Origin of the sequence: Psychromonas sp. B3M02 (assembly GCF_003318165.1) — a bacterium.
Taxonomy (GTDB): domain Bacteria; phylum Pseudomonadota; class Gammaproteobacteria; order Enterobacterales; family Psychromonadaceae; genus Psychromonas.
The window spans coordinates 1-12,212 of the sequence record NZ_QOCB01000045.1; the positions used below are offsets into that span (position 1 = coordinate 1).

The 12,212-nt window shown below is 38.5% G+C and carries 10 protein-coding genes; 7 read left to right on the forward strand and 3 right to left on the reverse strand.

Annotated features, from left to right (window positions below; translation table 11 throughout):
• The first annotated feature begins 271 nt into the window (after positions 1-271).
• Positions 272-1,762, forward strand: a complete 1,491-nt coding sequence (locus DS885_RS06370) for an aldehyde dehydrogenase (RefSeq protein WP_113818598.1) — start codon at positions 272-274, stop codon at positions 1,760-1,762.
• Positions 1,763-1,899: 137 nt separating this feature from the next.
• On the opposite strand, the gene gabT is transcribed toward DS885_RS06370, so the two are convergent.
• Both gabT and DS885_RS06380 read right to left on the reverse strand, forming a co-directional pair.
• Positions 1,900-3,189 carry a 4-aminobutyrate--2-oxoglutarate transaminase gene (gene gabT / locus DS885_RS06375; protein ID WP_113818599.1) on the reverse strand — a complete coding sequence of 430 codons (1,290 nt, stop codon included), beginning with the start codon at positions 3,187-3,189 and terminating at the stop codon, positions 1,900-1,902.
• Positions 3,190-3,255: 66 nt separating this feature from the next.
• Positions 3,256-4,713, reverse strand: coding sequence for an NAD-dependent succinate-semialdehyde dehydrogenase (locus DS885_RS06380; protein ID WP_113818600.1), 1,458 nt, complete (start codon positions 4,711-4,713; stop codon positions 3,256-3,258).
• Between the two features lie 155 nt (positions 4,714-4,868).
• Between DS885_RS06380 and DS885_RS06385 the strand changes: the two genes are divergently transcribed.
• Positions 4,869-5,795: a LysR family transcriptional regulator gene (locus DS885_RS06385; protein WP_113818601.1), complete on the forward strand. Its 927-nt coding sequence runs from the start codon at positions 4,869-4,871 to the stop codon at positions 5,793-5,795.
• Position 5,796: 1 nt separating this feature from the next.
• Here DS885_RS06385 and DS885_RS06390 read toward each other — a convergent pair whose 3' ends face one another.
• Positions 5,797-6,606 (reverse strand): helix-turn-helix transcriptional regulator, encoded by an 810-nt coding sequence (locus tag DS885_RS06390; protein ID WP_220149655.1) that lies wholly within the window; start codon positions 6,604-6,606, stop codon positions 5,797-5,799.
• 157 nt (positions 6,607-6,763) lie between these two features.
• Between DS885_RS06390 and DS885_RS06395 the strand changes: the two genes are divergently transcribed.
• The 5 genes from DS885_RS06395 (at position 6,764) to DS885_RS06415 (ending at position 12,012) form a co-directional block, all read left to right on the forward strand.
• Positions 6,764-7,858: an ABC transporter ATP-binding protein gene (locus tag DS885_RS06395; RefSeq protein WP_113818602.1), complete on the forward strand. Its 1,095-nt coding sequence runs from the start codon at positions 6,764-6,766 to the stop codon at positions 7,856-7,858.
• Positions 7,859-7,860: 2 nt separating this feature from the next.
• Positions 7,861-8,757 carry an ABC transporter permease gene (locus DS885_RS06400; protein WP_113818603.1) on the forward strand — a complete coding sequence of 299 codons (897 nt, stop codon included), beginning with the start codon at positions 7,861-7,863 and terminating at the stop codon, positions 8,755-8,757.
• Positions 8,754-9,548, forward strand: a complete 795-nt coding sequence (locus tag DS885_RS06405; RefSeq protein WP_113818604.1) for an ABC transporter permease — start codon at positions 8,754-8,756, stop codon at positions 9,546-9,548. Before DS885_RS06400 ends, DS885_RS06405 begins: the two co-directional genes overlap by 4 nt.
• 22 nt (positions 9,549-9,570) lie before the next feature.
• On the forward strand, positions 9,571-10,629 hold the full coding sequence (locus DS885_RS06410; RefSeq protein WP_113818605.1) for an extracellular solute-binding protein: 1,059 nt from the start codon (positions 9,571-9,573) through the stop codon (positions 10,627-10,629).
• 114 nt (positions 10,630-10,743) lie between these two features.
• The gene (locus DS885_RS06415; protein WP_113818607.1) at positions 10,744-12,012 is read left to right on the forward strand and encodes a M20 family metallopeptidase; all 1,269 of its coding nucleotides are present in this window, start codon (positions 10,744-10,746) and stop codon (positions 12,010-12,012) included.
• The last annotated feature ends 200 nt before the right edge of the window (positions 12,013-12,212 follow it).

Sequence of the window (12,212 nt, forward strand, 5' to 3'; positions counted from 1 at the left end):
TTATACCAATCATAGTAAGTAACTGATCTATTTTACTTGTTAAAACAACTTATTTTTTCGTTGTAAGTTTCGTATAGGGAACAACCATTTACATCAACTTACGCCTCAAACTAAGCCATTTTTCCGGCGCAAAATTTAGATCAGTTATTTAATACAATTGGTATAACACCGTCTTATTCGAGTCAATAAGCAACTATTTATTACCAACGCAAAGAGTTCAATGCTTTGAGTTGGTGTCCAAATAAAATACACATCTAACATGGAGTATGTAATGAAAAGTTATTCACAATGGCAAGAGATGGCCAACTCAATTGAATTTAATACTAATGCTTTTATAAATGGTGCTTTTGTTGTCGCACAATCTGGGGAAACATTCTCTTCTATTAATCCTGCAACGGGCGAAGTCCTTGCAGAGGTTGCAAGTTGTGATAGTGAAGATGCAGAGATAGCGGTAGCAGTAGCAAAACAGGTATTTGAATCTGGTTCATGGTCTAGAAAGCCCGCTTTAGAGCGTAAAAAGACATTATTAAAATTTGCTGATTTAATTGAGCAACACGCTGAGACCTTATCATTAATCGATACTTTGGATATGGGCAAGCCTATTGCAGACTGTGTTGGTTTTGATATACCTAATACAATAGAAACATTCCGTTGGACAGCCGAAGCCATTGATAAAGTCTATGGCGAAATATCACCCACTAACACTAACAGTATGGCATTAATGACTCATGAGCCGATTGGTGTTGTCGCTGCGATTGTTCCTTGGAACTATCCACTTATGATGGCTAGTTGGAAAATTGCCCCAGCATTAGCAGCGGGTAATAGTGTGATCCTAAAACCTTCTGAAAAATCCCCTCTAAGTGCGTTGTTTTTAGCAACCTTAGCAAAGGAAGCTGGCATTCCAGATGGCGTGTTTAACGTGCTACCTGGTTTTGGCCATACGGTGGGGAAAGCGCTAGCATTACATAATGAAGTTGATGTGATTACTTTTACTGGGTCGACTAAGGTTGCAGGTCAGTTAATGGGATATGCTGGTGAGTCAAACTTAAAACGAACTTGGCTTGAAGCAGGTGGTAAATCACCTTGTATCATTTTTGCTGATTGTGAAGATTTAGAGGCGGCGGCATTTTCTGCGGCCTTTGGTATCTTCTCCAATCAAGGTGAAGTATGTATTGCTACATCTCGATTGTTGATTGAGGAATCCATTAAAGATAAATTTATGGGGTTATTAGTCGAACAAGCGAAAAACTTTATTCCTGGTGACCCGCTTAATCCTGACACGAATATGGGAGCGATTGTTGATCAACAACACCTCAATAATATTATAAGCTTTATTGAATCAGGTGTTAGTGAGGGGGCTAATTTGTTATATGGCGGTAACCAAACCACAGTTGATGGTCAAGGCTGTTTTGTACAACCGACTATCTTTACCGATACCCAACAAAATATGAGCATTGTTGAGAATGAAATATTTGGTCCTGTTGTTGCTGTTAATACGTTTACAACGTGGGAAGAAGCTATTCAGTTAGCAAATGACAGTAAATACGGTTTAGCAGCTGGTATCTGGACTGATAATTTAAAGAAAGCACATAAAACAGCACGTGAGTTACAAGCGGGTATGGTATGGATAAACAACTGGGCAGGCAGTGATTCGACAACCCCTTTTGGTGGCGTAAAACAGTCTGGTAATGCACGTGATAAATCATTGCATTCTATTGATAAATATACTGAAATGAAAACAACTTGGATTGATTTAAGTTAATAGTCATTTAAGCTGTTACTAATAAAAATCCCCGTTAATGTTGCATTAGCGGGGATTTTTTTGTTTATATAATCACTCTTTTCTATAAAACCTATCAGCCATTTTGGCGGATAGGTTTAGGAAAGGTAATGATTTAACTAACTATTCTTATCAACAACGCTATTAAATAGTGTTGTAAAGTTATCTAAACCTTCATTAATAATCTCATCGGAAATAGTTAATGCAGGTAGGAAACGGATAACATTGCCGTAAAAACCACAAGCAAGCAGTACTAAACCGTGTTCAGCAGCATTAGCAATAATAGCCTGAGTTAATGCGGTGTTTGGTTGCTCAGCATCACCATTTTTAACAAACTCAAGGGCTATCATTGCGCCTTGATTTCTAACCTCTAGGATAACTTCAGGATACTGTTGTTGTAACTGGCTTAAACGTTGATTAAATAAATGACCTATCTCAACAGAGCGTTGAATTAGATTTTCTTCTTCGATGACTTCTAAAACGGCTAATGCCGCTGCACAAGCTACTGGAGAACCACCATAAGTGCCACCTAAACCACCAGGTAGTGGTGCATCCATTATCTCGCTTTTACCAACAACCGCTGAAATTGGGAAACCACCTGCAATCCCTTTTGCCATTGTCATTAAATCAGGTTCAACACCTGAATATTCAAAGGCAAACATTTTACCAGTACGACCAAAGCCAGATTGAATTTCATCGGCAATCAGCATGATCCCGTGTTGGTCACAAAGTTCACGTAATGCTTGAAGAAACTCAGGTGGTGCAGCGTAAAAACCACCTTCACCTTGAACTGGCTCCACAATGATAGCGGCGACATCAGTAGGGCAGATATCTACTTTAAACAAGTTGTTTAATGCTTTAAGCGAGTCTTTTACCGATACATCATGACGCTCCATTGGAAATGGGGCGTGAAAAATATCCGAAGGAAACGGACCAAATAAGTTTTTGTAGGGAGTGACTTTACCAGTTAATGCCATGGTTAAATTAGTACGACCATGGAAACCACCATTAAACGCAATCACACCGCGACGACCAGTATGCGCACGTGCAATTTTTACACAGTTTTCTACTGCTTCTGCACCTGTGGTGACAAAGATGGCTTTCTTTGGCGAATTACCAGGTGCTGCTGCAGTTAATTTTTCTGCTAAAGTCACAGCAACTTCATATGGATTAACCATCACACAGGTGTGGCTAAATTTATCTATTTGTTGTTTCGCTGCTTCCACAATTTTAGGATGGCTATGGCCGGTGTTACACACCGCAATGCCGGTCCCAAAGTCGATGTAACGTTTACCTTCCACATCCCATAGTTCAGCATTTTTTGCATGCTCAACATATACTGGATAAATATTACCTTGGCCACGTGCAAAGGCTTCTGCTTTTCTATTTTGTAAACTGCTGTTTGTCATGTTCATCTTCCTGATAGATACATAGTTTGGCTATTTATGGTTTTATTGTTAGTGAGTTTGCTGAGCTTATTTATCTAAACCACCCATACATAAATATTTAATTTCTAGGTAATCATCTAAACCATATTTTGAACCTTCACGACCACTTCCTGATTGTTTAATACCACCAAATGGTGCTGCAGCATTAGAAATCATGGCTTCATTAATACCCACCATGCCGTATTCTAAGCCTTCTGATACGCGCCATACCCTGCCAATATCACGAGAATAGAAGTAAGCGGCTAATCCCACTTCACAGTCGTTTGCCATGGCTAATACTTGTTCTTCATCTTCAAATGCAATGATAGGTGATACAGGACCGAAAATTTCTTCGCTAGCCACGGGCATTTGATTGGTCACATTCGTTAAAATGGTAGGTTGGTAAAAGTTATTCCCTGCGTTATCTCGTTGACCACCTAATAAAACGTTGGCGCCTAAAGCCACCGAATCAGTGACTAATTTATCCACGCCATTAACGGCATCTTCAGAAATCATTGGACCAATTTCAACACCTTCAGTTAAACCATCGCCAATATTTAGACTAGCAACGGCTTTTTTGAATTTGTCAGTAAACTCTTCAAGTACAGCTCTCTGGACAAAAATTCGGTTAGTACAAACACAGGTTTGACCTGCATTACGGTACTTAGACGCCATTGCTCCTTGCACTGCTGCATCAATATCAGCATCATCAAATACGATAAAAGGTGCGTTACCCCCTAATTCCATAGATACTTTTTTTACCGTCGAAGCACATTGTTCGATGAGAGTCTTACCTACAGCTGTTGAACCAGTGAAAGTAAATTTAGCAATATCAGGGTGTTGCGTTAATACTTTACCCATGCCTCGAGAGTCATCACCAGCTACAACATTGAATACACCAGCAGGGATACCAGCGCGCTCTGCTAATTCAGCCATGGCTAATGCAGAAAGTGGTGTTAATGCAGCAGGGCGCACCACAAAAGTACAACCTGCCGCTAATGCTGCCGCTGCTTTACGTGCAATCATTGCATTAGGGAAGTTCCAAGGCGTAATAGACGCTACAACACCGACTGGTTGCTTAACTACAACAATACGCTTGTCACCTGATGGAGCTGGGATTGTATCCCCATAAACGCGTTTGCCTTCTTCAGCAAACCATTCTACGAAGGCGGCACCATAGCCAATTTCACCTTTTGCCTCAGCAATGGGTTTACCTTGTTCTAAGGTCAGAATATGAGCTAAGTCATCTTGATGTTGGATCATTAAGTTGAACCAATTACGCATTAAAGTGCAACGTTCATTGGCTGATTTTGCAGACCATTTCTTTAAGGCTTTTTTAGCTGCTTTCACAGCAAGTTTTGTATCGGCTATACCGGCATTAAATACTTTGGCAATTTCTTCACCTGTTGCAGGGTTCGTTACGCTAAAGAATGAATCGCTGCTATGCCAGCTACCATCGATGTAGGAAAATGTTTTGAGTAATTGCTTATCTTGTAGTGCGTTCATGGTTATCTCCAGCTTATTTATGTTTAAAAATACTTAACTGTGTGAACTCGTAACTAATTTTATTTATTAGACTAACTTTATGACCTTATTGAATAACAACTTTAAATAGAGTTAAATACAAAACTTTAAACAATAAGTTTGAACTGGATAAAACTATGAAGAAGTCGTCGATAATTCCTAAACCTATAGCAGAATATGATTTACGCTTATTACGGATCTTTGTCTCTGTGGTGGAGAATGGTGGATTTTCTGCTGCAGAATCTGCGCTGGGAATCACGCGATCTACTATTAGCATTCACATGTCCAACCTTGAAGAGCGCATGAAACTAAAGCTATGTTTACGTGGTCGTGGCGGGTTTGCTTTGACTGAGGATGGCCATACGGTTTATCGGGCAGTGATTAACCTGTTTGATTCGTTGAACGATTTTTCATTGTTAGTGGGGTCCTTGAGCAAGGAATTAAGTGGTGAGCTAATTATCTTGTGTGCCGACCAGTTGAATCAAGCAACGCAAAATAAATTATCCGAAGTGATTAAAATAATTCACCAAGATTCACCTAGCTTACACCTAGTATTAGACAGTGAACCCATCGCTAATATCGAAAAAGCATTATTAAAAGATAAAGCGCATATTGGTTTATTTCCTGGTTATCAACAAATAGAAGGCTTGTCCTACCAACATATTACTAATGAAGCTGTTTATTTATGTTGCAGTAAACATCACCCTTTTTTTAATAAAGTCGATACCGTGATTAGTGAAACTGATTTGGCCGAGGTAGCTGCCATTCATCCTGGGGTAGATATTGAGCCTTCTGGTAGTGAGCAATTGAAAAAGTTAAACCTAATGGCCAAGTCATATCAATTTGATACACGTAAAGCGATGATCATGTCCGGAAGTTACATTGGGTTTATGCCACAAAGTTATATACAAGAAGAATTAAATAAAGGTGAGATGCGTATCATTCGTCCTAATGAGATCACCTACCAATTTAATTTATCTTTGGTGACCAAAAAAACACCCCGTGAAGCCAATAAAGTCGAATTACTCACTGCCGTATTTAACCGAGTTTTTAATCAGCTTTAAGTTATAACAAAGATAAAATGGGCATTAATAGTGCAAATAATTCAGCCTGTGAACTGATATTACACTTTGCGTAAAGTTGTTTACGAAATACTTTAACAGTCTCTTTACTAATATTTAGGTTCAATGATATCGACAGAGACGAATGCCCTTGTAATATATACAGTGCCACCTCCGCTTGTCTTGGGCTTAATCCAATACCATGTTGTTCTTTTAAGGTAGCTCTTAGACGTTGAGTGACCGGTTGCAGGACAATATTTATTCCTTCTTTGGGTTGATATTGTCGCCAGTGGAAAGCACATAGTCTAGATAAAATGGTTTCGTAGGATTTAATTCTCTTCAACTCACCTTTACTAAATTGAACGCCACTTGTCTCATCTCTACCAAAACAGACAGTTAAGGTTGTTTCATGAGCAACGCCATAAAACAATGCAAATTCATCTACTAAAGTGGTGTTACTGTAATATTGTTTAAAGTAAGTTGTTTGTTTGAATTGGTCAGGTGCAAGATCAAAAATGCTATGAATACCTGATTGTATCCCGCCTAATACCCCCTCATAGAAAGGATCTAGTAAATACGCTGCTTTGACATAATAACTATCTACTTGATTATAAACACTATCATCGTTGCTCTCTCGATATAACTCTTCCGGATTGTGATCTTTATGGTAAGCGATAATGATCATGTTATCGAAAGTGACAATTTTACTAACAAAATGACTTAAAGCTTCAGGAAAGTTTGCTGTATCTAAATGACGAACAAGTTCACCTAAGGCTTTATCTTGCTTGCTTTGAAGGTTGTTGGTTAGTTGCATTTAGTTACCTAATCGAATAATTAAATTTAGTACGTTTATTAAACCATACCACACTGGGGTTATATACCCCTCCTTTAACAAGTTTTATGATTAATTCCATAATATTCGGGTTATGTTTTTTGTTTGATGACTAAATAAAGTTGAAAAGGAACTTATTATGACGACTGCAATATCGCTTAAGTCAGTGACCAAACAGTTTAAAGACTTTCAGGCACTCAATGAAATATCTTTTGATATTCAAGAGGGTGAATTCTTTACACTGCTTGGCCCTTCAGGATGTGGGAAAACAACTTTATTACGCTTATTAGGTGGATTTGAGCAAACAAGTACAGGTGTCATTGAACTGTTTGATGAAAAAATAGAGAACCTACCAGCTAATAAACGTCCTATTAATACTGTGTTTCAGCATTACTCACTTTTCCCACATTTAACCGTGCATGAAAATGTGCAGTTTGGCTTAAAAATGCAAGGTGTTGCCAAAGCTGAAAGAGTAAAACGTGCTGATGAAATGTTAGCACTAGTGCAACTTGAAAAGTTTGCAGACCGTAAACCGAATCAATTATCGGGCGGTCAACAACAGCGCGTTGCTTTGGCAAGAGCCTTAGCACCTAGACCAAAATTATTGCTTTTAGATGAACCATTATCAGCATTGGATCTTAAGTTACGTCAAAGTATGCGACTTGAATTAAAGAAAATTCAGCAACAAACAGGGATCACCTTTGTCTTTGTAACCCATGACCAAGAAGAAGCATTAACCATGTCGGATCGCATTGCCGTCATGTCAGCAGGCCACCTGCAGCAGTTAGGTACGCCGTCGGAGATTTATGAAGAGCCGGTTAATGAGTTTGTGGCTGATTTTATTGGTGAAACAAATTTATTAAACGTAAATGTATTAAGTAAAGGTGAACAGTCTGCTGAGGTCACTATTCAAGCTAGCGATACAGAGCATCAGAACAGTGATGTCATTGAAGTTCCTTATTTTAATCGACTATTTTTAGGTCCAACAGCAAAATTATCAATCAGACCTGAACGTATTACGATTAGTCCTTTTACTGGAGAAACACCACTCACAGCTACTGTCGAACAAAGCATTTATATGGGGACGGATACACAATATATTGTGATACTAAATACCGGGTGTGAATTGCTAATCCGCAGTCAAAATATCACTAGCTCCAAAAAGACGTTTGAACAGGGCGACAAAGTAAATATTAGCTTCGATTTATCTACCGCTCGTTTAATTAGGGGGTAGGGATGTTGAATATAGTTAACCTATCAAAAGAAGAGAAGGTCCGTTATGGCCTGATCTCTCCTTCAATGTTTATGATTGGATTTTTTCTACTGATCCCTATCTCCATTGTATTTGTTTATTCCTTTTTGCAACCTGGTACATACGGTGGTGTGGAATGGGTATTTTCATTAGATGCTTATAAACAGTTTTTATTTCAAGAAGACTTTTTAACTGAAGAGTTGCAATTTACCTCTGCATACCTAGAGATTTTTGGTCGTTCATTTTCTCAAGCGGCCATCGCAACTTTATTGTGCTTTATGATTGGTTTTCCTACCGCCTATTTTATTGCTACAAGACCGGCAAATACCCAAAGCTTATGGCTATTCGCTATTACTATCCCTTATTGGGTTAACTTATTAGTGCGTACTATCGCTATGTTATTCATTATTAGGGATCAAGGTCCGCTTAATGAGTTCTTGATGTATTTAGATTGGATCGATACGCCTATAAAATTAGCTTACACGCCATTTGCTGTATCGCTAGGCCTATTTTATTCCTTCTTACCTTTTATGGTATTACCTATTTATACTGCCTTATCTCGCTTTGATATGTCATTGCTAACGGCGGCACATGATCTCTATGCAAGCCGTTGGGCTGCTCTTAAAAATGTCCTCATTCCAAGTGTATCAAATGGTATTTATGCAGGTTGTTTATTGGTCTTTATCCCTTCAATTGGTTCATTCATTGCGCCAGATTTATTAGGAGGCGGTAAACAATTAATGATAGGTAACTTGATTGCATTGCAATTCCAAGGTTCTCGTAACTGGCCATTTGGTGCGGCCATCGCGATTATTTTACTGACCATCATACTCATCACTTTACTGATTTTCTCTCTACGTAAAAAAGGAGAGCAGCAATGAAACACAGCATAAGTTATTACCCAGGTACCAAACCAATTACCGTATTATGTTTATTTATTTTATATACACCACTGATCGTGATTAGTTTGTATTCCTTTAACTCATTACGTTCTATTACTACGTGGGGAGAGTTTACATTCGATTGGTATATAAAAGCATTTAGTAATCCTGCTATTCAAAATGCAACCATGAACTCCTTATTAATTGCTGTTTTAGCCTCTTCAATTGCCACTTTAATCGCATTGGCAGCGGCGATGGGGATGTTAAGAGGTACACCATTAAAAAGGCAAAAAATAGTGGTGGGAGTGATCAATTTACCATTGTTATTACCAGAGATTGTAGTAGCAGTTGCCAGTTTAATCTTCTTCATTGCTATCGATATGACCTTAGGGTTAGGCACCATTTTATTAGCACATATTGTTTTTTGTATTCCTTTTGCGTATTTGCCGATTTCAACACGATTAAAGGACATTAAACAAAGTTTTGATGAAGCCGCCTATGACCTATACGCGTCACGCTGGCAGTCATTTCGACATGTCACTTTACCTATGGCCATGCCTGGTATTGTATCTGGATTGATGCTTGCCTTTGTTGTATCACTCGATGATTTTATTGTCGCTAATATGGTTGCAGGGCCTGGTTCAAGTACTTTACCAATGACCATTTACAGCATGTTACGTGTTGGTTTAACACCAGAAATTAACGCGATATCAACCATTTTATTATTGGTTTCAATTTTGTTTGTGACTGCCTCTTGGTGGTGCAATCGTTCAAGTAAAAGTTCTACATAAACTAAATGAAAGGAGTTCTATTATGTTAAAAGTAAAAGGTATGTTCCCCGCTAAAGCAAAGGTATTAGCAATTGCTGTTACTGCAAGTTTATTAGGTGCGACAACAGCAAATGCAGCGGGTCAGTTAAATATTTATAATTGGTCTGATTATATGGATCAGGCGGTACTTGATAAGTTCTCTAAGAAATACGATATCAAGATCACTTACGATACATACGATAGTAATGAAACATTGTTGTCTAAACTTAAATCGGGTGTGACTGGTTACGATGTAGCTGTGCCTGGCGATTACATGGTTAAGATTATGATTGAGGAAGGTTTACTGGAAAACATTGAAGCAAATAAACTGAGCAATTTTGCTAATGTGAAAGATGAGTTAATAGATGTTTATTATGATCCTGGCCACCAGTATTCAGTACCTTACCAAGCTGGTACGACTTCATTTGTGGTTGATAAAGCCGTTTACGATGGTGATATTAATACCTTAGATATTTTATTTAATCCGCCTGAAGAACTTAAAGGAAAAATTAACATTTTCCGCGATGTAAATAACGTAGTTAATGCAGCGCTTCGTTATAAAGGTTATGAAATTTGTAACAGCAATCGTCAACAATTAAGCGAAGTTAACGACCTATTAACCAAAGCTAAAGAAAATTGGTTAAGTATTGCGTCTGATGGTGCTAAAGAGATGTTGATTTCAGGAGATGCAGCAGCGTCTATGTCATGGAATGGCATGGCGTTACAAGCTCGCCTAGAGAGACCAACCTTAGAGTACGCTTACCCTAAAGAAGGGATGACTGCGTGGGCTGATAACTTAGTTGTTTTAAAAGGGTCTAAAAATATTGAGAATGCAAAACTGTTCTTAAACTTCATGTTAGAGCCTGAAAATGCCGCGGCTATTTCTAATGTGACTGGTTATACACCAGGCGTGAATGGTGCAGATGCTTACCTTGTCAAAGAGTTTAAAGGCGCACATGAATTAAACCTTCCAGAAGGTACTGCAACACCGCAATTTGTACCGCCGTGTAGTCCTGAAGTAGTTAAATTATATGACCGTTTATGGACTAACTTATTAAGATAGTTTGATTGGTAAGGTGGAATAACCGAAAGTTAATCCACCTTTAGCTCACTTCATGAAAATGGTTCTTCATTGATTTTTTTACAAGAACACCTACCCGCCAATCGAGAAAATAAAATGGATAAAACATTATTAAATGACATTCTTAACGCAGTAGAAGGTCGCCGCGATAATATTATTAATGAATTAACTGATTTAGTGGCTTCTGATAGTACCTTAGGTAATGAACAGCATGCTCAATCTATCATTAAAGAAACGTTTATTGGTTTAGGTACAAATGTCGAAGAGGTCTCTATCGACCTTGATAAGTTAGCTAGTTTACCTGGGTTTTCACCTCCTGTGACTTATGATACTGATGGCCGAGTGAACATAGTGGGTATTCATAAACCTAAAAAAACCGTGGGTAAATCACTTATTTTAAACGGGCATATGGATGTTGTCCCTACTGGGCCTAGACATCTTTGGGAAGTAGACCCTTTTTCACCACATGTAGAGGGTGATTGGTTCTATGGACGTGGTAGTGGCGACATGAAGGCTGGCATTGTTGCTTACTGTAATGCCTTTGCTGCTTTAAAAGACTTAGGTTATCAACCCGCGGCTGACGTTATACTACAAAGTGTTGTTGAAGAAGAGTGCACCGGTAATGGCGCACTAGCTTGTCTAGATGCTGGTTATACCGCTGATGCTGCTGTCATTCCAGAGCCTTTTGGACAGTCTTGTCTTGTTGCCCAATTAGGGGTGATGTGGTTCCAGTTAAAATTAACAGGTAAACCAGCGCACGTACTCGACACCTCTAATGGTAGTAACGTGTTTGATTCACTGTATGTTGTCATCAATAAATTAAAAGAGTTAGAAACAGAGTGGAATAAACAAGAGCATCGCCATCATTGCTATAGTGGCCATGATCACCCTATCAATTTTAATCTTGGTAAAGTACATGGCGGCGATTGGGCTTCAACGGTTGCCTGTTATTGTGAAGCTGATTTCCGCGTTGGGTTTTATCCGGGGATGACGCTTGAATATGTGAAAGAAAAATTACAACAAACGATTGATGAAGCGGACATCGCAAATGATATTGACGTTGAGCTTTGTTATACAGGCTTTCAAGCAGAAGGCTGTGAAATTGAAGAGGAAGCGCCGTTAATTCAATCAATTAAAGAGGCACATCATATTGTGGCGAATAAAGATTGTGAAACATTGGCGGTGACTTGTACAACGGATGCACGTTTCTTCCAATTATACGGAAACACTCCAGCTACTTGTTATGGTCCTATCGCTGAAAATATACATGGTTTTAATGAGCGGGTTTCCATTAATAGCACAATACAAGTTGCTCAGGTGTTAGCTGTTTTTATTGCTAACTGGTGTGGTTTAGAAAAAATATAAATGATGGTACGAGCAAACATTCATGTGAAGCTATCAAGTAATAAAAGTACTTATACCAATCATAGTAAGTAACTGATCTATTTTACTTGTTAAAACAACTTATTTTTTCGCTGTAAGTTTCGTATAGGGAACAACCATTTACATCAACTTACGCCTCAAACTAAGCCATTTTTCCGGCGCAAAATTTAGATCAGTTATTT

Coding starts and splice junctions, on each gene's coding strand:
- gabT (WP_113818599.1), bottom strand. CDS start 3,189: ATGACAAACAGCAGTTTACAAAATAGAAAAGCAGAAGCCTTTGCACGT.
- DS885_RS06410 (WP_113818605.1), top strand. CDS start 9,571: ATGTTAAAAGTAAAAGGTATGTTCCCCGCTAAAGCAAAGGTATTAGCA.
- DS885_RS06370 (WP_113818598.1), top strand. CDS start 272: ATGAAAAGTTATTCACAATGGCAAGAGATGGCCAACTCAATTGAATTT.
- DS885_RS06400 (WP_113818603.1), top strand. CDS start 7,861: ATGTTGAATATAGTTAACCTATCAAAAGAAGAGAAGGTCCGTTATGGC.
- DS885_RS06385 (WP_113818601.1), top strand. CDS start 4,869: ATGAAGAAGTCGTCGATAATTCCTAAACCTATAGCAGAATATGATTTA.
- DS885_RS06415 (WP_113818607.1), top strand. CDS start 10,744: ATGGATAAAACATTATTAAATGACATTCTTAACGCAGTAGAAGGTCGC.
- DS885_RS06380 (WP_113818600.1), bottom strand. CDS start 4,713: ATGAACGCACTACAAGATAAGCAATTACTCAAAACATTTTCCTACATC.
- DS885_RS06395 (WP_113818602.1), top strand. CDS start 6,764: ATGACGACTGCAATATCGCTTAAGTCAGTGACCAAACAGTTTAAAGAC.
- DS885_RS06390 (WP_220149655.1), bottom strand. CDS start 6,606: ATGCAACTAACCAACAACCTTCAAAGCAAGCAAGATAAAGCCTTAGGT.
- DS885_RS06405 (WP_113818604.1), top strand. CDS start 8,754: ATGAAACACAGCATAAGTTATTACCCAGGTACCAAACCAATTACCGTA.